The organism is Pseudomonas bharatica (assembly GCF_048586865.1).
In the GTDB taxonomy this organism is placed as follows: domain Bacteria; phylum Pseudomonadota; class Gammaproteobacteria; order Pseudomonadales; family Pseudomonadaceae; genus Aquipseudomonas; species Aquipseudomonas bharatica.
The window spans coordinates 66,635-88,725 of record NZ_JBMAWR010000022.1; the positions used below are offsets into that span (position 1 = coordinate 66,635).

At 63.0% G+C, this 22,091-nt stretch carries 18 protein-coding genes; 8 read left to right on the forward strand and 10 right to left on the reverse strand.

Annotated features, from left to right (window positions below):
• Nucleotides 1-99: 99 nt before the first annotated feature.
• The 7 genes from ACKLLE_RS21425 to ACKLLE_RS21455 form a co-directional block, all read right to left on the reverse strand.
• Entirely contained in the window at nucleotides 100-1,716 is a 1,617-nt protein-coding gene (locus ACKLLE_RS21425; RefSeq protein WP_420059019.1) for an NAD(P)/FAD-dependent oxidoreductase, read from the reverse strand.
• 105 nt (nucleotides 1,717-1,821) lie between these two features.
• Nucleotides 1,822-2,499 (reverse strand): COG3650 family protein, encoded by a 678-nt coding sequence (locus tag ACKLLE_RS21430; RefSeq protein ID WP_420059020.1) that lies wholly within the window; start codon nucleotides 2,497-2,499, stop codon nucleotides 1,822-1,824.
• Between the two features lie 170 nt (nucleotides 2,500-2,669).
• The gene (locus tag ACKLLE_RS21435; protein ID WP_009408370.1) at nucleotides 2,670-3,371 is read right to left on the reverse strand and encodes an ABC transporter ATP-binding protein; all 702 of its coding nucleotides are present in this window, start codon (nucleotides 3,369-3,371) and stop codon (nucleotides 2,670-2,672) included.
• Nucleotides 3,372-4,139 (reverse strand): high-affinity branched-chain amino acid ABC transporter ATP-binding protein LivG, encoded by a 768-nt coding sequence (gene livG, locus ACKLLE_RS21440; protein ID WP_420059021.1) that lies wholly within the window; start codon nucleotides 4,137-4,139, stop codon nucleotides 3,372-3,374.
• Nucleotides 4,136-5,392 (reverse strand): high-affinity branched-chain amino acid ABC transporter permease LivM, encoded by a 1,257-nt coding sequence (locus ACKLLE_RS21445; RefSeq protein WP_009408366.1) that lies wholly within the window; start codon nucleotides 5,390-5,392, stop codon nucleotides 4,136-4,138. The genes livG and ACKLLE_RS21445 overlap by 4 nt, the downstream gene beginning before the upstream one ends.
• A complete protein-coding gene (gene livH / locus ACKLLE_RS21450; protein ID WP_009408365.1) occupies nucleotides 5,389-6,312 on the reverse strand; it encodes a high-affinity branched-chain amino acid ABC transporter permease LivH in 924 nt (307 codons plus the stop codon). The genes ACKLLE_RS21445 and livH overlap by 4 nt, the downstream gene beginning before the upstream one ends.
• A 227-nt stretch (nucleotides 6,313-6,539) precedes the next feature.
• Nucleotides 6,540-7,655: a branched-chain amino acid ABC transporter substrate-binding protein gene (locus ACKLLE_RS21455; RefSeq protein WP_009408364.1), complete on the reverse strand. Its 1,116-nt coding sequence runs from the start codon at nucleotides 7,653-7,655 to the stop codon at nucleotides 6,540-6,542.
• A 363-nt stretch (nucleotides 7,656-8,018) separates the two neighbouring features.
• Here ACKLLE_RS21455 and ACKLLE_RS21460 point away from each other — a divergent pair, with 363 nt between their 5' ends.
• A complete protein-coding gene (locus ACKLLE_RS21460) occupies nucleotides 8,019-8,324 on the forward strand; it encodes a DUF2288 domain-containing protein (protein ID WP_009408363.1) in 306 nt (101 codons plus the stop codon).
• A gap of 237 nt (nucleotides 8,325-8,561) precedes the next feature.
• Here ACKLLE_RS21460 and ACKLLE_RS21465 read toward each other — a convergent pair whose 3' ends face one another.
• Nucleotides 8,562-10,745 carry a hypothetical protein gene (locus ACKLLE_RS21465; protein WP_064303734.1) on the reverse strand — a complete coding sequence of 728 codons (2,184 nt, stop codon included), beginning with the start codon at nucleotides 10,743-10,745 and terminating at the stop codon, nucleotides 8,562-8,564.
• A 196-nt stretch (nucleotides 10,746-10,941) separates the two neighbouring features.
• On the opposite strand from ACKLLE_RS21465, the gene ACKLLE_RS21470 reads away from it, so the two are divergent.
• On the forward strand, nucleotides 10,942-11,832 hold the full coding sequence (locus ACKLLE_RS21470) for an NAD(P)-dependent oxidoreductase (RefSeq protein WP_420059022.1): 891 nt from the start codon (nucleotides 10,942-10,944) through the stop codon (nucleotides 11,830-11,832).
• Here the strand turns inward: ACKLLE_RS21470 and ACKLLE_RS21475 are convergent.
• Nucleotides 11,732-13,990, reverse strand: coding sequence for a putative bifunctional diguanylate cyclase/phosphodiesterase (locus ACKLLE_RS21475; protein ID WP_420059023.1), 2,259 nt, complete (start codon nucleotides 13,988-13,990; stop codon nucleotides 11,732-11,734). The genes ACKLLE_RS21470 and ACKLLE_RS21475 overlap by 101 nt on opposite strands.
• A gap of 269 nt (nucleotides 13,991-14,259) precedes the next feature.
• Here ACKLLE_RS21475 and ACKLLE_RS21480 point away from each other — a divergent pair, with 269 nt between their 5' ends.
• Complete coding sequence (locus tag ACKLLE_RS21480) at nucleotides 14,260-15,615, forward strand: spinster family MFS transporter (RefSeq protein ID WP_420059024.1); 1,356 nt, start codon at nucleotides 14,260-14,262, stop codon at nucleotides 15,613-15,615.
• 117 nt (nucleotides 15,616-15,732) lie between these two features.
• On the opposite strand, the gene rapA is transcribed toward ACKLLE_RS21480, so the two are convergent.
• On the reverse strand, nucleotides 15,733-18,582 hold the full coding sequence (gene rapA / locus ACKLLE_RS21485; RefSeq protein WP_420059025.1) for an RNA polymerase-associated protein RapA: 2,850 nt from the start codon (nucleotides 18,580-18,582) through the stop codon (nucleotides 15,733-15,735).
• Nucleotides 18,583-18,780: 198 nt separating this feature from the next.
• Here rapA and ACKLLE_RS21490 point away from each other — a divergent pair, with 198 nt between their 5' ends.
• From ACKLLE_RS21490 to ACKLLE_RS21510, 5 genes are all read left to right on the forward strand, one after another.
• Nucleotides 18,781-19,125: an aspartate-semialdehyde dehydrogenase gene (locus ACKLLE_RS21490; protein ID WP_420059026.1), complete on the forward strand. Its 345-nt coding sequence runs from the start codon at nucleotides 18,781-18,783 to the stop codon at nucleotides 19,123-19,125.
• Nucleotides 19,126-19,195: 70 nt separating this feature from the next.
• Complete coding sequence (locus ACKLLE_RS21495; RefSeq protein WP_009408356.1) at nucleotides 19,196-19,366, forward strand: hypothetical protein; 171 nt, start codon at nucleotides 19,196-19,198, stop codon at nucleotides 19,364-19,366.
• Nucleotides 19,367-19,501: 135 nt separating this feature from the next.
• Nucleotides 19,502-19,618, forward strand: a complete 117-nt coding sequence (gene ccoM / locus ACKLLE_RS21500) for a cytochrome c oxidase subunit CcoM (RefSeq protein ID WP_042122864.1) — start codon at nucleotides 19,502-19,504, stop codon at nucleotides 19,616-19,618.
• A 296-nt stretch (nucleotides 19,619-19,914) separates the two neighbouring features.
• Nucleotides 19,915-21,903, forward strand: a complete 1,989-nt coding sequence (locus ACKLLE_RS21505; RefSeq protein ID WP_420059027.1) for an FUSC family protein — start codon at nucleotides 19,915-19,917, stop codon at nucleotides 21,901-21,903.
• On the forward strand, nucleotides 21,890-22,087 hold the full coding sequence (locus tag ACKLLE_RS21510) for a DUF1656 domain-containing protein (protein WP_420059028.1): 198 nt from the start codon (nucleotides 21,890-21,892) through the stop codon (nucleotides 22,085-22,087). The genes ACKLLE_RS21505 and ACKLLE_RS21510 overlap by 14 nt, the downstream gene beginning before the upstream one ends.
• Nucleotides 22,088-22,091 lie beyond the last annotated feature (4 nt).

The following is a 22,091-nucleotide window of genomic DNA, read 5'->3' on the forward strand; positions in this document are numbered from 1 at the left end:
TGTGTTGTTGCTGATGGCCTCAACGCCGGCTCCCACAGGTTCGGTGTGCGCCGCGAACCTTGTGGGAGCCGGCGTTGCCGGCGATGAGGCCCGAGAGCCTTACTCGGTCAGCCCGAGCATACTGCGGGCCACGGCTTCGGCAATCCGGATGCCATCGACACCCGCCGACAGAATGCCCCCGGCATACCCGGCCCCTTCACCCGCCGGGAACAACCCCTTCAGGTTCAGGCTCTGCAGGGTCTCGTCCCGGGTGATCCGCAGCGGCGACGAGGTCCGGGTCTCGATGCCGGTCAGGATTGCGTCCGCCAGGTTGTAGCCCTTGATCTGCCGGTCGAAGGCCGGGATCGCCTCGCGCAGGGCTTCGATGGCGAAGTCCGGCAGGCTCGGCGCCAGGTCGCCGAGGTTGATGCCCGGCTTGTACGAGGGCTCTACGCTGCCCAGGGCCGTGGACGGACGACCTGCCACGAAATCACCCACCAGTTGAGCCGGCGCGTGGTAGTTGCTGCCACCCAGTTCATAGGCGCGCTCTTCCAGGCGCTCCTGCAGCTCGATCCCGGCCAGCGGGCCACCCGGATAATCCTGTTCCGGAGTGATGCCGACGACGATGCCCGAGTTGGCGTTGCGCTCGTTGCGCGAGTACTGGCTCATGCCGTTGGTCACGACACGGCCCGGCTCGCTGGTGGCGGCGACCACGGTCCCGCCCGGGCACATGCAGAAGCTGTAGACCGAACGGCCGTTTTTCGCATGGTGCACCAGCTTGTAGTCGGCGGCGCCGAGTTTCGGGTGGCCGGCGTACTTGCCCAGGCGCGCCTTGTCGATCAGCGATTGCGGGTGTTCGATGCGGAAACCGATGGAGAACGGCTTGGCTTCCATGAACACGCCACGGCGGTGCAGCATGCGGAAGGTGTCGCGGGCGCTGTGGCCAAGGGCCAGGACGACATGGCGCGAATGCAGCTGTTCGCCGGTATGCAGGACCACGCCATGGAGCTGGCCGTCTTCCATCAGCAGGTCGGTGACCTTGTGCTCGAAGCGCACTTCGCCACCGAGTGCGATGATCTCCTCGCGGATGTTCTCGACCATGCCGGTCAGGCGGAAGGTACCGATATGCGGCTTGCTGACGTAGAGGATTTCCTCGGGGGCGCCGGCCTTGACGAATTCGTGCAGGACCTTGCGGCCATAGTGCTTCGGGTCCTTGATCTGGCTGTACAGCTTGCCGTCGGAGAAGGTCCCGGCGCCGCCTTCGCCGAACTGCACGTTGGACTCGGGGTTGAGCACGCTCTTGCGCCACAGGCCCCAGGTGTCCTTGGTCCGCTGACGGACTTCCTTGCCGCGCTCCAGCACGATCGGGCGCAGGCCGGCCTGGGCCAGGATCAGGCCGGCGAAGATACCGCAAGGGCCGAAACCGACCACGATGGGCCGTTCGGCCAGGCCGCCCTCGGGCGCCACGCCCACCGGCTTGTAGCTCACGTCAGGGGCGATGCCGACGTTGTGGTCGTCGGCGAACCGCGCGAGAACCGCGGCTTCGTCACGCAGGCTCAGATCGATGGCGTAGATGAACAGCAGTTCGGTGTTCTTCTTCCGCGCGTCGTAGCTGCGCTTGAAGATAGTGAAGTCGAGCAGCTCGGCGTCGTCGATGCCCAGGCGTTGCACGATGGCCTCGCGCAGGGCTTCGTCGGGATGATCCAGCGGCAGCTTCAGTTCGGTGATTCGTAGCATGACAGGGTCCAGTATCCCGGCCATGGAAGGGCCGGCGGCTTTACACAAACGCGAGAGTATAAAGCTTTCGCCGGCCTGGCAGGCAGTCTGAATGCGCGCCGGCGGTCAGTCGTTGCGCGACCCGCCGAAGTAACCGCAGCCCTGGAGGGTCTGGCCGTCCAGGCGCAATTGCGCGGTCAGGTGGCTGACACCGCCGGTGGCGCTGTCGACGCAACGTTGCGGAGCGAGCCACAGCTCGACCTTTTGCCCGTTGGCTTCGCTGCTGACGCTGATACCGCCGCCGGGCATCTGCTCTTCCAGATAGGGCAGGGCCAGTGGTGGCTGGTCCGGACGGTTGAGGACCATGCCCTGGCCGCTGACATTGAGGTTCCAGAATGGCTCGTGGCCGGCGGCGCGCAGGGTCAGGCGCTTGAAATTGGGGTCGCTGCAGGCGCTGGCCGAGTGATCGAGCCGGTACAACTGGTGCACGTTGAACTGGCCGTCGGCGCCTTCGCTTTTACTGGAGGAAAGGGTGCCGCGCAGGTCGGCGAAAAGTACGCCCGGAGTGGCGGCGAGGGTCGCGGCTTCCTGGAGCAGGCCGGTATTGCCGGCGTCCTGGACGACGAAGCGGCGGCTTTCGGTGCAGGGTTTGAACAGCAACTGGCCATTGGCGGCGCTGAGCTCGCCTTGCAGGCGGGTCATGCCGGCGGTGGAGACGCTGGTTTCCGGCTGGTCGGCGAGCAACTGGCAACCGGCGAACAGCGGCAGCAGCGCGGCGACGAACAGCGAGGGGGCGATACGCATCGAGGAAAACTCCGGGATCTCGGCCTGAAAAGTTTCCAACGGTATGCAGGGTGAGGGGGGATTACAAGTGAAGTTGTGTCAGGGAAATCTGCTGTGTCTGTAAGGCTCATCGCTGGCAAGCCAGTCCCCACCCTGTGGGAGCTGGCTTGCCAGCGATAGGGCCCGGGAGATCAACCCCCCAGGTAAGCGTCGCGCACTTTAGGATCGGTCAACAGCGCTTCCCCGGTCCCTTGCATCACCACATGCCCGTTCTCCAGCACATAGGCGCGGTCGGCGATCTTCAGCGCCTGGTTGGCGTTCTGCTCCACCAGGAACACGGTCACGCCATCACGGCGCAACTGTTCGATGATGTCGAAGATCTGCTGGATGATGATCGGCGCCAGGCCCAGCGATGGCTCGTCGAGCAGCAGCAGCTTGGGCTTGCTCATCAGCGCCCGGCCGATGGCGAGCATCTGCTGTTCGCCGCCGGACATGGTGCCGCCACGCTGGCTGTAGCGTTCCTTCAGGCGCGGGAACAGGTGCAGGACCTTGTCCAGTTGCTCCTGGTAGTCGCCCTTGTCGGTGAAGAAGCCGCCCATGGCCAGGTTTTCCTCGACGGTCAGGCGCGAGAACACGCGGCGGCCTTCCGGGACCACGGCGATGCTCTTGCGCATGATGTGCGAGGACGGCTGGCCGACCAGTTCCTCGCCCAGGTAGCGGATGCTGCCGCTATGGGCTTGCGGCGAACCGCACAGGGTCATCAGCAGGGTGGACTTGCCGGCACCGTTGGCGCCGATCAGGGTGACGATCTCGCCCTGGTTGATTTCCACGTTGACCGAGTGCAGCGCCTGGATCTTGCCGTAGAAGGTGGAAACGTTTTCGAACTGCAGCATTTACGCTTCCCCCAGGTAGGCTTTGATCACGTCAGGGTTGTCGCGGATCTGTTCCGGTGTGCCATCGGCCAGGGGCGTGCCCTGGTTGATCACGACGATGTGGTCGGAAATGCTCATGACCAGCTTCATGTCATGCTCGATCAGCAGCACGGTGACGTTGTGCGATTCGCGCAGGTACGCGATCAGCGCCTTGAGGTCCTCGGTTTCCTTGGGGTTGAGGCCCGCGGCCGGCTCGTCGAGCATGATGATCCGTGGCTGGGTCATCATGCAGCGGGCGATTTCCAGGCGGCGCTGCTGGCCGTAGGCCAGGGTTCCGGCGGTACGGTTGGCGAACTCGGTCAGGTTGACCTTGTCCAGCCAGTACTGCGCACGCTCCATCGCTTCCTTCTCGCTGCGACGGAAAGCCGGGGTCTTGAACAGACCGGCGAAGAAGTTGGTGTTGAGGTGGCGGTGCTGGGCGATCAGCAGGTTCTCCAGCACAGTCATTTCCTTGAACAGGCGTACGTTCTGGAAGGTCCGCACTACGCCCTTGCGGGCGATCTGGTGACCGGCCAGGCCCTGGATCGGCTGGCCATCGAGGAGGATGGTGCCGCCGCTGGGCTTGTAGAAACCGGTCAGGCAGTTGAACACCGTGGTCTTGCCGGCGCCGTTCGGGCCGATCAGGGCGACCACCTGTTTTTCCTTGACGGTCAGGCCGACGCCGTTGACCGCCAACAAGCCGCCGAAGCGCATGCTCAGGCCGCTGACTTTCAGAATTTCGCGGCTCATCGACGCAGCTCCATATGTGGACGTTGCATAGGCAGCAGGCCCTGCGGACGCCAGATCATCATCAATACCATCAGGGCGCCGAACATCAGCATGCGGTATTCGCTGAAGTCACGCATAAGCTCCGGCAGCAGGATCATCACGATGGCCGCGAGGATCACGCCCAACTGCGAGCCCATACCGCCGAGCACGACGATGGCGAGGATGATCGCCGATTCGATGAAGGTGAAGGATTCCGGTGTCACCAGGCCCTGGCGCGCGGCGAAGAAGCTGCCGGCGAACCCGGCGAAGCAGGCACCCAGGGTGAACGCCGAGAGCTTGATCACGGTCGGGTTCAGGCCCAGTGCGCGGCAAGCGATCTCGTCTTCGCGCAGCGCTTCCCAGGCACGCCCGATCGGCATGCGCAGCAAGCGGTTGATGACGAACAGCGCCAGCAGGGCGAGGAGCAGGGCCACCAGGTAAAGGAAGATCACCTTGTTGATCGAGTTGTATTCCAGCCCGAAGAACTCATGGAAGGTCTGCATGCCCTCGGCAGCCTTGCGCTCGAAGGTCAGGCCGAAGAAGGTCGGCTTCTCGATGTTGCTGATGCCGTTCGGACCGCCGGTGATATCGGTGAGGTTGCGCAGGAACAGCCGAATGATCTCACCGAAACCGAGGGTCACGATGGCCAGGTAGTCACCGCGCAGGCGCAGCACCGGGAAGCCCAGCAGGAAGCCGAAGGTGGCCGCCATCAGGCCGGCGATCGGCAGGCAGATCCAGAAGCTCAGGCCGAAGTAGTGCGAGAGCAGCGCGTAGCTGTACGCACCCACGGCGTAGAAGCCGACGTAGCCGAGGTCGAGCAGGCCCGCCAAGCCGACCACGATGTTCAGGCCGAGGCCGAGCAGTACGTAGATCAGGATCAGGGTGGCGATGTCGACCGCGCCGCGCGAGCCGAAGAACGGCCAGACCAGGGCGACCACGATCAGGCCGAGGATGATGTAGCGCTGGGTCTTGGGCAGGGTCAGCCAGTTGCTGACCTTGGGTGGCACCAGCGGGCCGTCCCGACGCGAGCGCATCATTGCGCTCCATTGCTTGTCCAGCAGCACGCGCAGGAACATCAGCACCGAACACAGGGCGATCACGCCGAGGGTGAACGGACCCTGGCCGTGCACTTCCAGGTTGATGCCGACGATGCTGAGTTTCAGGCCGAGCACCGGGAAGGCCACGGCCCAGACCAGCAGGGCGCTGAAGAACGCCGATTTGAGGTTTCTGTTCATACTTTCTCAACCTCCGGACGGCCGAGGATGCCGGTCGGACGGAACAACAGGACGAGAACCAGCAGGCCGAACGCCACGACGTCCTTGTACTGGTCGCCGAAGATGTCAGCGCCGAAGGCTTCGGCCACACCCAGCACCAGGCCGCCGAGCATGGCGCCCGGAATGCTGCCGATGCCACCGAGGACTGCCGCGGTGAAGGCCTTCAGGCCCACCAGGAAGCCGGCGTTGGGGTTGATCACGCCGTACTGCATGCTCAGCAGCACTGCGGCCACGGCTGCCAGGGCGGCACCGATGACGAAGGTCAGGGCGATGATATTGTTGGTGTTGATCCCCAGCAGGTTGGCCATCTTGATGTCTTCGGCGCAGGCCCGGCAGGCCCGGCCCAGACGCGAGCGGGAGATGAACAGGGTAAGGCCGGTCATGGCGATCAGGGTGACCACGAAGACCAGGATCTGCATGTAGGACACCAGGACTTCTTCCGCACCGCCCGGACCGAAGGAAATGCTCCCCGGGATCAGGTTGGGAATGGATTTGTCCTTGGAGTCCTGGGAAAGCAGTACGGTGTTCTGCAGGAAAATCGACATGCCGATGGCGGAAATCAGCGGGATCAGGCGGTTGCTGTTGCGCAACGGCCGGTAGGCGACCCGTTCGATACTGTAGCCGTAGGCACTGGTAACGACGATCGTCGCGATGAACGCGGCGGTCATCAGCAGCGGCAGCGAATGGATGCCCATCATGGCCAGTCCGGCAAGGACGATGAAGGCCACGTAGGAACCAATCATGTACACCTCGCCGTGGGCGAAGTTGATCATTCCAATGATGCCGTAAACCATTGTGTAGCCAATGGCTATCAAGGCATAGGTGCTGCCAATGGTCAGGCCATTAACCAGCTGTTGGAAAAAGTGATAGATCTCAGGCATTACAGCGCTCCTAAAAACCTGAATATGCATTTCGCTGGCGGGGCTTGCCCGGCATGGCCTTGTGGTCTGGGGCCACTTCGGCCGATGCGTTGCCAGGGAACCGCTGGTGACGGTTTTAAGATTTTCAGGTGAACCCGATCCCGGATCGCGGGAAGCGGGCCCATGAACCTCGTAAAACAAAGCCCACTGCTCGCACAGTGGGCTTTTCGGTCAAGTATCAGACGGTGTTACTGAGGGGAAACTTCGGTTTTCGGTTTGCCGAAATGCCATTCGTAGACCACGAACTTGAAGTCCTTCAGGTCGCCTTTTTCGTCGTAGGACAGTTCACCGGTCGGGGTCTTGAAGGTGCCGGCGTGGATGGCTGCGGCCACCTTGTCGGTATCTTCGCTACCGGCTTTCTTGATGCCTTGGGCGATCAGCTCGACAGCCGAGTAGGCCGGGAACACGAACGGACCGCTAGGGTCCTTGCCGTCGGCCTTGATGGCTTCGACGATCTTCTTGTTCTCGGGATCGGCATCGAAGGACTTCGGCAGGGTCACCAGCAGGCCTTCGGACGCGTCCTGGGCGATCTGCGAGATGGAGTCGTTGCCGACGCCTTCCGGACCCATGAACTTGGCGTTCAGGCCTTTTTCCTTGGCCTGGCGCAGGATCAGGCCGAGCTCCGGGTGGTAGCCGCCGTAGTAGACGAAGTCGACGTTGTTCTGCTTGAGCTTCTGGATGATCGAGGAGAAGTCCTTGTCACCGGCGTTCAGGCCTTCGAAGACGGCAACCTTGGTGCCTTTCTTCTCGAGGGTCGATTTGACCGCGGTGGCAATGCCTTCACCGTACTGCTGCTTGTCGTGCAGTACCGCGACGACCTTGGGCTTGACGTGATCGGCGATGTAGTTGCCGGCGGCCGGGCCCTGGGCGCTGTCCAGGCCGATGGTGCGGAAGATCAGCTTGTAGCCGCGGGAGGTGATTTCCGGGCTGGTGGCAGCCGGGGTGATCATGATCACGCCTTCGTCTTCGTAGATGTCGGACGCTGGCTGGGTGGAGCTGGAGCAGAGATGGCCGATGACGAACTTGACGCCGTCGTTGACCACCTTGTTGGCGACTGCCACGGCCTGTTTCGGGTCGCAGGCGTCGTCGTATTCCTTGGCTTCGAGCATCTTGCCGTCGACACCGCCAGCGGCGTTGATGTCCTTGATGGCTTGCTTGGCACCGATGAACTGCATGTCACCGTATTGCGTCACCGGACCGGTCTTCGGGCCGGCGATGCCGATCTTGATGGTATCGGCGGCGAAGGAATGGCTGGCAACGCCGGCCAGGACCATCGCGGCGAACAGCTTGGAAACTTTACTCATAGTGCTCCACTCATTCTGTTGTAATTTTTATCGTCCTTGCGCCATGGCAGAGGACCCGACGGACCCGGTACGGCTACGCCGTATCGCAGCCCGCATTCCGGTTTCATCCCCGGTGAATGCCCTGGCAACTGTACCGGTACAGTGTAGAGCGCCGCTTCATCGCTTGAAAAGCAGGCCCGCCGAGGCAAAAACAAGGGGTGTCGCCTGATCGACATAAAGATACAAAAAAGCGTCTTCTTGCTGTCCGGAAGTTCCGGAAACGTTTGGCTTTGCTGGACCTGTCGACCAATTACTTATTTGAAACTGGGTTTTTCTGCAAAAATACCGGCCTTTCGAATGACCTGAATACTTTTGGTGAAACCCATGACTGATGAACCAAGCACCCTCTATGCCAAACTGCTCGGCGAGACGGCGGTAATCGAGTGGAAAGCCCTGGAGCGTTTTTGGGCAAAGGGTGACCTGATTTGGGTCGACCCTTCCCTTGACCTGATCGAAGTCGCACAGGCGATGGCCGAGAACCGCAGCGAAACCTTTGCACAGTGGCGTGATGCTGGCACTGTCGGCCCGGTCAGCTCCGAGCAGGCCCTCGACCTGCAGAGCCGCGATCCAGAGATCTGGGCGGTGGTGGTGCAGCCGTTCATCGTGATTCAGGTTCGGCCGTCGGCCTGAGGCGGCGCCAATCGGGTGCGTAAAAACGCACAACGAGTCCATTTTGGTGCGCGAGGTCGATCAAGTGGGGTGACGGTTGGTAACAGTGCCTGATGAACCACTTGGGGGCGGTAACAGTTCCCGAGCCCTGAAAACGACGCGGACCCTGTAGGAGCTGGCTTGCCAGCGATAGCTATGGTGAATTCACTAAAGCCATCGCTGGCAAGCCAGCTCCCACAGAGTCCGCGTCGCGCTTTTTTAGTAGTCGACTTTGCCAGTATGACTATTGAGCGAAATGACCTTGGTCTTGCCAATCCGGTGGCGATAAATTTCGCGCAAGTATTTGATGGCCTTTTTCACGCACTCCCGCGACAAGCGAATATCGTTGATGGAAACGAACTTGTTCTTGTCGTTGATGAGTTCGCGGTACTTCTTCTCGTACATCGGTTTGATCGCGTACCAGTTGGTGTCGAGGATCTTCGCCGGGTTCTCGAATTCGCTGAGCAATTCGTCGATGCGCTCTTCCTCGAATTCTTCCCGGGTAATGAATTCAAGAATCGCGTTGTCCAGGGTGTCGTCGAAGCGATAGGGCATCCTGGCGAAGCAGCGCTTGATGAAGGCCACGATCAAGGTCAGGAAGTCGTCCGACAGGCATGGGCTCTTGGCGATCAGGGTGGTCAGCGACAGGTTGGCCGAGGCACCGATCACCAGCGCATAGCGTTTCAGCGTGGTGTTGGGGAACAGGCTGTTGAGGTGGGTCTTGAGCCGGTTCAGGTCCATGTAGGACAGCTTGTAGTCCTTGGGCAGCGAAACGATGGACACCACCGACGAGCAATTCTTGAAGAAATGCAGGTCGTGCAGTGCCGCGGCGTCGCAGCCGGACTTGCGGTACTGCTCCAGGGCCGCGCGGTAGCGCCTGGACTCGATCGGCAACAGGCTGATGCCCTCGATGGCCTGGGTGTCCTTGTTGAAGTGCGGCAGGTCGATGGAGCGGAAGAACAGGTCGTCGATGTCCAGGCGCGGCGGTTCCTTCTCGAACACCTTGAAACCTTTCTCCGAACTGTTGCCCGGGGTTTCCGGGACTACCGACTCGGCGTAGGCGATCGCCACCGGGCCGGCCAGGCTCATGAACAGGTCGTTGGCATCCAGGCGGATGGTCTCGCCGATATCGATGCCGGCGCGCCGGAAGTAGTTCTGGTCGTAGTCGGTGGTGACCGCCTGGGCCGTGAGGATGTTGAAGATCTGCTGGGAGATGTACTGGTTGGCGTGCTTCTCCATGGCGTTGACGTCGATATTCTGGATGTTGCCGTCGTCGCTTTCTTCGGCGTAGCGCATGATGTCGTTGGAAATCAGCATCATCGCGTTCCACGGGCGAATCCGCCCCATCACGCTGGCTTCGCTGCTGTCTTCGTTGTCGAAGTTGTAGGAGAAGTCCCATTCCTCTGACAGGTATTTGCACAGAAGCCTGCCGGCGTTGATGTGTAGCGCTTCTGACATTTCACTGCGGTGATCGGAAATGTTCGGCAGTACGCAGATGCCACTGGTGAAGATCGGTTCGAAGACGAACGAATGCCCGGCCTCGCCGTCCTGTTCGTCGGCCGGCTTGGTGTCGAAGGTCTTGTTCATGTACGAGAATTGCTGGGCCAGGCCGAATTCCGAGGCCATGCCCGAGCCGGTACCGCCGCCGGCGCTGAAGATATAGAAGTACAGCCGCGACTGGTTGGCCTTGATCCCGCAGGAATCGATCAGGTACGAGTGGATCAGTTTCCAGTCGGCGCTGGAGAACCGGTGGGTTTCCTTGTTGAGGATGATCTTCGCCAGGTACTGGCCAAGGATCGGCGCGTTACCGGCACCACCGGCATGGACCTCGGACAGGTCCATGATCTTCATCTTGCTGTAGTCGCGCAGGAAGCCGCTTTTCTCGCCCTTGCGCGAGAAACGGATGCGCCCGGCGATGTCCTTGTCCAGGTCGCCGAGCATGACCAGCGGTTCCACCAGGAACACCGGCTTGGCGCTCTTGGCCTGGACCAGGCGCAGGTTGTTGCGGATCCAGCGCGCCGGGTTGTAGGACGGATCGTTGCCGACCCGGTCGTCGCTCTTGAATTCGTTGAGGTAGAACGTCCGTGCGTTGTACACCAGCTCGGCGACATCCAGGGCAATGTTCGAACCGCAGCGACCGAGGCCGATCAGGCATACCGAGGGGAACTGCTGGTCGAGGCGCAGCTGGGCGTCGTCCTCGACATGCAGGCTTGGCGGAAACACCAGGTCGCGCAGGCCGTCGAGGTTATCGAGGATGCGCTGGGTGTCGGGTTCGGTGAAATACAGGTATTGCTGCGGGCTCAGGGTTGGCTGGCTGTAGTAGCTGCGCGCGCCATTGGCGGTGGGCGCAGTGGCTGAAAGCAGCTCGGAAATCACGTTGGCAGGAGTATTCTTGGAGGTCATTTTGCGCCATGTGCCTGGGGGGAAGGCTTTTCAGCAGTCGATATCATTGAGCCATCCCTGGAAAGTTTCGCGACTGTATCAGTGCGTCTCCGGCGTAAGCGATCAGGTTTTACCCTATGAATGCTAGGGGTTTTCCTGTCGCGCCTTTTTCTGAATCGTCCGACCCGTCAACTTCTTTAACTGTCTGGAGCTGTAGATGAGCAATTCATTGCCTTTGTCCCTGGGTTTTGCCGGTATCGGCCTGATGGGGTTGCCCATGTGTCGCCGCTTGCTGGCGGCGGGCCACAAGCTGACGGTATGGAACCGTTCGCCGGACAAATGCGCGCCCCTGGTGGCTGCCGGCGCACGTCAGGTGCAGGCGCCCGGCGAACTCTGCGAGGCTGCCGACGTGGTGATGCTGTGCCTGGCCGACACTGCGGTGGTGCGCGAGGTGGTGTTCGGCCCGGATGGCATTGCCGGCAAGGCCCGGCCCGGGCAATTGCTGGTGGACTTCTCCAGCCTGGAACCTTCCGCCACCCGGGAAATGGCCGCGCAACTCAAGGCCGCGACCGGCATGGGCTGGCTCGATACCCCGGTGTCCGGTGGTACGCCTGGCGCGCAAGCCGGCACCCTGGCGATCATGGTGGGAGGCGACGCGAGCGATCTTGAGCGGGTACGTCCGGCACTCCTGTCACTGGGCCAGCGGGTTACCCATATGGGGGGCGTGGGCGCGGGCCAGGTCACCAAGGCCTGCAACCAGATGATCGTCGCCTGCAATGCATTGGTGATCGCCGAAGTGGTGGCCCTGGCGGAAAAGTCGGGAGTGGACGCCGGCCTGATCGCCGACGCCCTGGCCGGCGGTTTCGCTGATTCCAAACCTTTGCAGATCCTCGCCCCGCAAATGGCCGAAAGCCGCTTCGAGCCGGTGAAATGGCATGTGCGGACGTTGCTCAAGGATCTCGATAGCGCCGTGAAGTTTTCCCGCGAACAGGGTGTGGCGACGCCGGTCAGCGGCCTGGCTGCGCAGTTGATGCGCTTGCATGGCAGTCAGGGCTATCTGGAAAAAGATCCGGCGACGCTGATCGATCTGTATCGCAGCACGCCGTAAGGCGCTCTTCGCGATGGTTGAGGCTGTCGAGCACCGCGTGCAGGTTCTCCAGCGGTACCGGCCGGCTCAACAGGTAACCCTGGATGGCGTCGCAGCCCAGGCGCCGCAGGAAGCTGTATTGTTCCTCGGTTTCCACGCCCTCGGTGATTACCTTCAGGTGCAGGGTGTGGGCCATCACCATGATCGCCTGGACGATATTGTTGTCTGCCCGGGAATGCGGCACGTCCTGGATGAACGAGCGGTCGATCTTCAGGGTATCCAGGGGCAGGCGCTTGAGATAGGCCAGGGACGAATAGCCGGTGCCGAAGTCATCGATCGACAGTGACACGCCCTGCTGGCGGATACGCCGCAGCAACTCGATGGTGCTGTGGATATTGGCCATCAGGGCGTTTTCCGTGACTTCCAGCTCAAGGCGCCAGGCCGGCAGGCCGGCGTTGTGCAGCGCGTCTTCGACTTCCCTGGCCAGCTCGTCACGGCCCAGGGTCAGGGCCGAGCAGTTCACTGTCACCTTCAATTCGTCGAAGCCGTGCTGGCTCAGTTGGGCCAGGTCCTGGCAGGCGCGACGCAGCACCCAGAGATCGAGGTCGGCGATCAGCCCGTTGGTTTCGGCGATGCCGATAAAGCGGTCGGGGCTGAGCAGGCCGTGTTGCGGGTGCTGCCAGCGGATCAACGCCTCGAGCTTGCTGACCTTGCCGCTGGCCAACTCGTAGATCGGCTGGTAGTGCAAGCGCAGGCCATGGTCTTCCTGCAAGGCGATGCGCAATTCTTCTTCCAGTTGCAGTTCCAGGGTGGCGCGGGTCTTGAGGTTGTCGCTGAAGAAATTCGCCTTGTTGCGCCCGCCGCCCTTGGACTGGTAGAGCGCCAGGTCGGCGTGCTTGAGCAGTTCATCGCAGGTGTTGCCATCGGTGGGGTAAAGGCTGATGCCGATACTGGTGGTCATGACCATGCGTCGCCCCGCCAGGTCGATGGGCTCGCGGACCTTGTTCAGGATGCGCTGGGCCAGGCCGCGCGCCTCTTCGGGGCTGTTCAGGCTGAAAAGAATGCAGAACTCGTCGCCGCCAAGGCGGGCGACTACGTCCTGGGTCCGGGTGGCGGCGCTGATCAAATGGGCGATGGCCTTGAGCAACTGGTCGCCGGCGTCATGTCCGAGGCTGTCGTTGATGCGCTTGAAGTGATCGATATCGAGGAACATCACTCCGAGCATGCCACCCTGCTGGGTGCGCTCGGCCAGGCGCTCGGCGAAGATCTGGTTGAAGCCGCGGCGGTTGACCAGGTTGGTCAGGGCATCGTAGTGCGCTGCCTGTTGCAGCGACACCCGGGCCTGGTCGAGCTGGCTGAGCAGGGTGTTGACCCGGCGCAGGTCCTGTTCCTTGCTTTGCAGCTTCTTGTCCGAGAGCGCGGCGCTGATGCAACTGCCGCTGATCAGCAGGGTGATCACGGCGATGGTCAGGCTCAGTTGCAAGCTGTTGTCGGTGACCACGATCTGCGGCGCGGCGCCGTCGGGAAGCACCAGGGTCAATGCGTGCATGCCGGCGTAGTGGGTGGCGATGATGCCGGCCGCCATGATCAGCGCGGCGCTGTACTTGAACAGTTGCGGGCGCGCTACGTTTCCCTGGCGCAGCTGACGGGCCATCATCATCGACAGCAGCGCGGCGAGCAGCCCCACTACCACCGAGCCCAGCACCAAGGTCGGATCGTAGAGTTGCACGGCCCGGGAACGCATGGCCGCCATGCCGGTGTAATGCATGATCGCCACCCCCGAGGCGATGCACAGCGCGGCCAGGGTGTAGTGGCGGTTGCTCGGTTGGCTCTGGCCGAGGAAGCTCATGGCGCCGAGGGCAGCGAACAGCATGATCAGCAGCGACACGCTGGTGAGGAACATGTCGTAATGGACTTCCAGCGAAGTCTCGAAGGCCAGCATGCCGATGTAGTGCATGGCCCACACGCTGCAGGCCAGGCAGCAGGCGCCCAGCAGTTTCCAGCGTCGTCGGGCGCTGGCCTGTTCGGCGTCGCCGATGCGTTCGATGATGTCGAGGGTGGCGAAGCTGCCGGCGCACATCACCAGGTAGGCGAGGAGGATCAGCCAAGGGTCGTGTCGCGCCGCCAGAGCAAAATGCCCCGCCGGATGCTCGGCGAGCATGATATGCAGCCATTCCATTAGCGCGCCTCTCAGTTCAGCCGAGTTTGCACTCGTCCCCAAACCGCCTGGAGACTCTTTTGGTTTTGAGTATGGTGCGCTATCCGCTTGGATGGCAGATTGATTTCACTGAATCGAAGGGTGTTTTTATCGCGACGGGTTATAACGGTGCAAATGGTTACAATTACCTGCCATCAATCTCGTGGATGATCGCAGACAGACCGGGAATGGCCCTCTAGATTTTGTCCGGCGTGCGGTACGCGCCGACAACAATAAAGAGGGATCGACCGATGCACAGCCCCACTCAAGCGGCGAATGCCTGGCGCATTCTGTTCCTGCTGTTCCTGGCCAACCTGTTCAATTTCTTCGACCGCACCATTCCCGCCATCGTGATCGAGCCGATCCGCCTGGAGTGGCATCTCAGCGACATGCAGATCGGCCTGATCGGCACGGCCTTCACCCTGGTCTATGCGATTGCCGGCCTGCCCCTGGGACGTCTGGCCGACACCGGTTCGCGCAGCAAGGTGATGGGCTGGGGCCTGACCGTATGGAGCGGGCTGACGGCAGTCAATGGCATGGTCGGCAGCTTCTGGAGCTTCCTGTTGGTGCGCATGGGCGTCGGGATCGGCGAGGCCAGCTATGCGCCGGCGGCCAATTCGCTGATCGGTGACCTGTTCCCGGCCGAACGACGCGCCCGGGCCATGGGCATCTTCATGCTCGGTCTGCCGCTGGGGCTGTTGCTGGCGTTCTTCACCATCGGCGCGATGGTCCAGTATTTCGGCAGTTGGCGTGCGCCGTTCTTCATCGCGGCGGTGCCAGGGCTGCTGCTGGCGGTGTTCATGTTCATGATCCGCGAGCCGGCACGCGGCGCGGCGGAAGCGGTGGCATCCTCCCAGGCTCCGCTGGACCGGCCGTTGCGCCGGGTGCTGAGCATCCCGACCTTCGGCTGGCTGGTGCTCGCGGGCCTGGCCTACAACTTCGCCACCTACGCCTGCAACTCGTTCATGGTGCCGATGCTGCAACGCTACTTTTCCCTGTCATTGCAGAACGCGGCGGTGGCGACCGGGGTGATAGTCGGCGTGACCGGCCTGGTCGGACTGACCCTGGGCGGGTGGGTCGCGGACAAGATCCATCAGCGCCTGCCGGGCGGGCGCCTGCTGTTCGGGGCCTTCAGCATGCTGGTGGCGACCGTCGGGACCGGAACGGCGCTGTATCTGGGACGGGTGGAGATCGGCGTGTTCATTGCCCTGTTCGGTATTGGCTGGCTGTTTGCCTATAACTTCTACACCTGCGTCTACACCGCGATCCAGGATGTGGTGCAGCCGCGCCTGCGAGCGACGGCGATGGCGTTGTTCTTTGCCGGCTTGTACCTGTTGGGTGGGGGGCTTGGGCCACTGGTGGTCGGGACCCTGTCGGATCATTACGCCCAGGTGGCGATGCTGGAAGCGGGTGCGGTCGACATGACCGAGGCATTCAAGGCGGTGGGCCTGCATAACGCCATGGGGCTGATTCCGTTTGCCCTGGCGGCGACCCTGGTATTCCTGCTGTTCGCGACGCGCACCTTTGCCCGGGATGCGCAGAAGATGAAGGACGGGATGGTGGAGGAGGGGGCTGCGCAGGCGGGCAAGGCCGCCGAGGCTCTTTAAGCCGGGTGTCAGTGCCGGCCTCATCGCCGGCAACGCCGGCTCCCACAAGGTTCAGCGGTGCACGCTATACCTGTGGGAGCTGGCGTTGCCAGCGATGAGGCCGTCCCGGACACAGACTCAGCCAGCGACCAGCACCCGAATCGCCTCGAGCCGCAGAGCGGCCTTTTCCAGCATCGCCAAGCCATCCTCGCGCAGCTTGCGCAGCGCTACGATCTCGCTGTCTCGCACCGTCGGGTTCACCGCTTGCAGGGCCGTCAGGCGTGCCAGCTCCTCATCGGTTTCCGCCGCCAGGCGGCGTTGCGCCTCGGCCACGCGTTCGTTGTGACGCGGCAGGACCTTGGCTTCGCCGGCGTTGATCCTTGGCGCCAGCACGTCACGCTGGGCCTGGATGAACTTGTTGGCGCTGGCCTTGGGCACGCTTTCCAACTGGTCGGTGATGGTCTCGAAGGACACCCGTGGCGCCAGGTCGTTGCCATTGGCGTCCAGCAGGCAGCGCAGCGCTGCAGGCGGCAGGTAGCGGCCCAGTTGCAGCGAGCGCGGCGCGACCACTTCGCTGACGTAGAGCAGTTCCAGCAGTACGGTGCCCGGCTTGAGCGCCTTGTTCTTGATCAGCGCGACGGCCGTGTTGCCCATCGAGCCGCTCAGCACCAGGTCCATGCCGCCTTGTACCATCGGATGCTCCCAGGTCAGGAACTGCATGTCCTCGCGGGACAGGGCCTGGTCGCGGTCATAGGTGATGGTCACGCCTTCGTCGTCGCCCAGCGGGAAGCTGGCATCGAGCATCTTCTCGCTCGGCTTGAGGATCAAGGCGTTGTCCGAGTGGTCCTCGCTGTCGATGCCGAAGGCGTCGAACAGGGTTTCCATATAGATCGGCAGGGCGAACTGATCGTCCTGTTCGAGGATTGCCTCCACCAGCGCCTGGCCTTCGCCAGCACCGCCGGAATTGAGTTCCAGCAGACGGTCGCGACCGCTGTGCAGCTCGGCTTCGAGACGCTCGCGCTCGCCACGTGCCTCGGCGATCAGCGCTTCCCACTGGCTTTCATCGGTGTCTTCCAGCAGCGGCAGCAGGCGCGGGCCGAACTGGTGCTGCAGGGCGTTGCCGGTCGGGCAGGTGGCGAGGAAGGCGTTGAGAGCCTGGTGGTACCACTGGAACAGGCGCTCCTGCGGGCTGTTCTGCAGGTGCGGTACGTGCAGCTCGATGGTGTGCTTCTGGCCGATCCGGTCGAGACGACCGATGCGCTGTTCCAGCAGGTCGGGGTGGGCCGGCAGGTCGAACAGCACCAGATGATGGGCGAACTGGAAGTTGCGTCCTTCACTGCCGATTTCCGAGCAGATCAGCACCTGGGCGCCGAATTCCTCGTCGGCGAAGTAGGCGGCGGCGCGGTCGCGCTCGAGGATGCTCATGCCTTCGTGGAACACCGTGGCCGGGATGCCGGAGCGCACGCGCAGGGCGTCTTCCAGGTCCATGGCGGTTTCGGCGTGGGCACAGATCACCAGGACCTTGACCCGCTTGAGCATCTTCAGGGTATCGATCAGCCAGTCGACCCGCGGGTCGAAGCGCCACCAGCGGTTTTCTTCGTCGCCATCGCCCTGGGCCTGGAAGCTGACTTCCGGGTACAGGTCGGCGTGCTCGCCCACCGGCAGTTCCATGTACTGGTCCGGGCAGGGCAGGGGATAGGCGTGCAACTGGCGCTGCGGGAAGCCCTGGACGGCGGCACGGGTGTTGCGGAACAGCACGCGGCCGGTGCCGTGGCGGTCCAGCAGTTCGCGGATCAGGCGCGCGCTGGCTTGGCTGTCGCCGTCGTTGACGGCAGCCAGCAAGGCTTCGCCTTCGGCACCCAGGAAGCCCTGGATGGTGGCATGGGCCTTCGGCGACAGCCGGCCGTTGTCGAGCAGTTCCTGGACGGCTTCGGCCACCGGGCGATAGTGCTCGCTCTCGGCACGGAAGGCGGCCAGGTCGTGGAAGCGGTTCGGATCGAGCAGGCGCAGGCGGGCGAAATGGCTGTCCTGGCCGAGCTGCTCCGGGGTGGCGGTGAGCAGCAGGACGCCGGGGATGACTTCGGCGAGCTGCTCGACCAGCGCGTATTCAGGGCTGACCTGGTCCTCGTGCCAGACCAGGTGGTGCGCTTCGTCGACCACCAGCAGATCCCAGCCGGCGGCGAACAGGGCGTCCTGGGCCTTTTCGTCCTCGGTCAGCCACTCCAGGGCGACCAGGGCCAGTTGGGCGTCTTCGAACGGGTTGCTGGCGTCGCTTTCGATGAAGCGCTCGGCATCGAACAGCGCGACCTGCAGGTTGAAGCGCCGGCGCATTTCCACCAGCCATTGATGCTGGAGGTTTTCCGGGACCAGTATGAGCACGCGGCTGGCGCGACCGGAGAGCAACTGGCGATGGATCACCAGGCCGGCTTCGATGGTCTTGCCCAGGCCCACTTCGTCGGCCAGCAGAACCCGTGGGGCGATGCGGTCGGCCACTTCACGGGCGATATGCAATTGGTGCGCGATCGGCTGGGCGCGCACGCCGCCGAGGCCCCACAGAGACGACTGCAACTGGCGGCTGGTGTGCTCCAGGGTGTTGTAGCGCAGCGAGAACCATGGCAGCGGGTCGATCTGCCCGGCGAACAGACGGTCGCTGGCCAGGCGGAACTGGATGAAGTTGGAGAGCTGGGTTTCCGGCAGGGTGCGCGCCTGGTTCTGCGCGTCGAGGCCGTGATAGACCAGCAGACCGCCGTCGATCGTCTCGACTTCGCGTACGGTCAGTTTCCAGCCTTCGAAATGGGTGATCTGGTCACCGGGAGAAAAGCGCACCCGGGTCAGCGGGGCATTGCGCAGGGAGTACTGGCGGGTATCGCCAGTGGCCGGGTAGAGCACGGTCAACAAGCGGCCATCCTGTGCCAGAACGGTACCCAGACCCAGCTCGGCTTCGCTGTCGCTGATCCAGCGTTGTCCCGGTTGATACTGCTGCGCCATACTGCCTGACTCCCGCCATGAAAAAGCTGGCTATCTTAACGGATAGCGGCCTTTCAAACCAAAGATTCCGGCCACACGGCAACGCGTCCCGTTCGTCGATTGCCCGGTGGGGCCTGCAACATCGACCGGGGAAGCCGGTCCTAGGCTCAAGCATAGGGATATCGAGCCGATAAAACGGGTGACAGGAGACCGAACACCATGCTGCCACCACTGATCCCGCTGAGCGCTGCTCCCATTACGCAGCAGATGGACCCGGTCAAGCCGACCCCGGACATCAAGCCCGTGGTGCCGACCCAGCCGGCTTCCAGCGAGGGCGCGATCGACCTCAAGCACCGCGACCCGGAGCAGGCTGCGCTCCTGCTGCGCGAAGAGCAGCGCCGTCGCCAGGGCCAGCACGGCGGGCAACATCCTGGTGAAGAGCAGGGCGATGATCCCTACCTGCCGACGCCCGGCGATGACCTCAACGCCGACAATACCGTGCCGGTCGCTCCCTTGATGGGCGGCGAGAACCGCCAGGGGCTGCTGGTGGACATCGAAGTCTGAGCCGGGTCTTTGCAGTATCGGCGCGAGCCTTCATGATGAGTGCTCCGCTGTCCGCCTTCCGAGCCCGACCATGAGCCAAGACGACAACCTGATCGATTTCGGCGCCGAGCGCGCCCGCCGCATCCATGACCTCAATGACAAGCGCCTGAACGAAGTGCGCAAGGCCTTCGAGCAGGCCATGCCGATCGGTACCGCGAAGAAGTCGAAGAAAAAGCCCAAGGGCAAACCCGGCAAACGCTGAAAATCTTGATGCAGGTCAAGCCTGCACCCCCCCTCCGGCGCCCGCCCCGGGCGCCATTGACCTCGGTCAATTTTCCCTCCCGGCACATTCGCTACTGTTCACCCATCGGACAGGCACAGGCAAATGGAGGCCGACATGTTCTTCGATAATGTGGTTGTCGCTGGCGTCGTCACGGTCGGATTGATGTTTGTTTTCTTCGCCGGTTTCGGACTTTTCATCTGGAAGGACTCGCAGAAGCGCAAAGACCGCTGATCCTTCCCGATACAACGAGCACGCAAGGCATTTAGGGCGACTTCGGTCGCCCATTTTTTTTGCCTGTTATTTTTCCAGCAGTACGCTTTGACACGGAACCCTGTGGGAGCTGGCTTGCCAGCGATTGCGATGGTGAATTCACCAAAGTCATCGCTGGCAAGCCAGCTCCCACAGGGTTTTTTGTTGCCCTAGGAAAAGGTGCTGGACTAATGATAGTTAGCTAGCTAATAATTGTGTTTCGGATCTTTTTCGCTCCACTGTCTATCGTTAACTCCACCACCTTCAGGTTCACACCATTGCCCATCACCCTCCATGCGCTGTTCGCCCCCGACAAAGCGGCTTTGCAGTTCGCCATCAAGACCTTGCTCGGTGGCGGCCTGGCGTTGTGGCTGGCCTTGCGCTGGGGCCTTGAACAGCCGTCCTGGGCGCTGATGACCGCGTTCATCGTCGCCCAGCCACTGTCCGGCATGGTCCTGCAAAAGGGCCTGGCGCGGCTGCTTGGCACGCTGGTCGGCACGATCATGTCGGTGCTGTTCATGGCCGTTTTCGCCCAGACTCCCTGGCTGTTCCTGATCTGCCTGGCGCTATGGCTGGGCCTGTGCACCGCCTGCTCGACCCTGCTGCGCAGCGCCTGGGCCTACTCCTTCGTCCTGGCCGGCTATACCGTGGCGATCATTGCGCTCCCGGCGATCAGCCACCCGTTGCAGATATTCGACCAGGCCGTGGCCCGTTGCACCGAGATCAGTCTCGGTATCGTCTGCGCCACCCTGGCCAGTGCGTTGCTCTGGCCCTTGCGCGTCGAGCGACAGTTGGCGGTGCAGGCGCGCCAGGCCTGGCAGAGCGGTTTGCAGACGGCCAGCGCGACCCTCGGCGGCGACGAGGAGGGGCGCAAGGGCCTCGTGGAGATCCTCGGGCGTATCGTTGCCGTGGACTCCCAGCGTGAACACGCCTGGTTCGAAGGCAGTCTTGGCCGCCAGCGCGCCCGGGCCATCCGCGGGCTGAGCCAGAAGCTCCTGGTGCTGCTGCGTATCGCCCGTTCGGTACGGCGCCAGTGGCGACAACTGGACGACCGCGAGGCGGCGCATCTGCAACCCTGGCTGGACGAAATCCGCGCCGCGCTGGCCAATCCCGACACCGAGGCCTTGCAAGCCTTACGCGAGCGGGTCTGGCAAGCCGCCCTGGAACTGCGCGACAGCGCCGCCGAACACTATTGCCTGGCGCGCATGACCCTGTTGCTGGACAACGCCGTCGCCGCGACGCAGGCACTGCATGCGGTGGAGCAGGGCCAGGCGCCGGCCGATCTTCCCGATAGCCTTGCGGTACACCGTGATGTGCCCCTGGGCCTGCTCTTCGGCTCACGCAGTGCGCTGGCATTCCTGGCGATGGCGACGTTCTGGATGGCCACGGCCTGGGGCGCGGCGCCCGGTGGCCTGGTGCTGACCTGCGTGGTCTGCAGCCTGTTCGCCAGCCGGGAAAACGGCGCGCAGATCGGTATGAGTTTTCTGCGCGGGATTCTCCTGGCGCTACCGGTGGCCTTCCTGGTCGGGCAGATCCTCTTGCCGCAATGGAGCAGTTTTGCCCTGCTGTGCCTGGGCATGGGCGTGCCGCTGTTCTTCGGTGCGCTGGGCATGGCCAATCCACGCATCGGCGCTACGGCCACGTCCTATTGCCTGCACTTCATCGTGCTGGTCTCGCCGCTGAACACCATGACCTTCAGTGTCGAAAGCTTCCTCAACAATGCCCAGGCCATGCTGATGGGCGTCGGTGCGGCGGTGCTGGCGTTCAAACTGCTGGTGCTGCGCAATCCGGCCTGGCATGGCCGGCGCTTGCGCGCCGCGACCCAGAGCGACCTGGTACGCCTGACCCGGCGCGACCTGCGTGGCGCCGAAACCTGGTTCGGCGGGCGCATGGCCGATCGCCTGCTGCAATTGGCACGGCACTACAACGCCCTGCCGGAGCATGAGCGCAGCCGCTGGGACGATGGCCTGCATGGCCTGGATATGGGGGATGAGTTGCTGCATTTGCGCATGTGCCTGGCGATCGCCCGGGCCCCGCTCGCGTCGGCCGAACGCGAGTACCTGGAGCGGTTGCAGGACGTGCTGGCGCGAGGCCCGGGGCCTGGGCGCGAGCAGCGCCTGGATGCCGCCAGCGAAACCTTTATCGCCGCCCTGCGCGAGCAACCTGCCAGCGACGCCCTGCGCCTGGCGGTGGGCGCCGTTGTGCAACTGCAAAAGAGCTGGGGCCGCTGGTGCCGCCGCCTGGAGGATCTGCATGGGCTTGCGTGAGTGGGCGCTGGGCGGGGTGCTGCTCAGTCCGTTTCTTCTTTATGTAGTGCTGGCGTTGCTGCTTACCGGGCTGCTGCGCTTCATCCTGCGCCTGACCCCGTTGCAGCGCTGGATCTGGCACGAGGCGCTGTTCGACAGTGCCTTGTTCGTTTGCGTGCTGACCCTGGTCACGCTGTACCTTTGAGGAG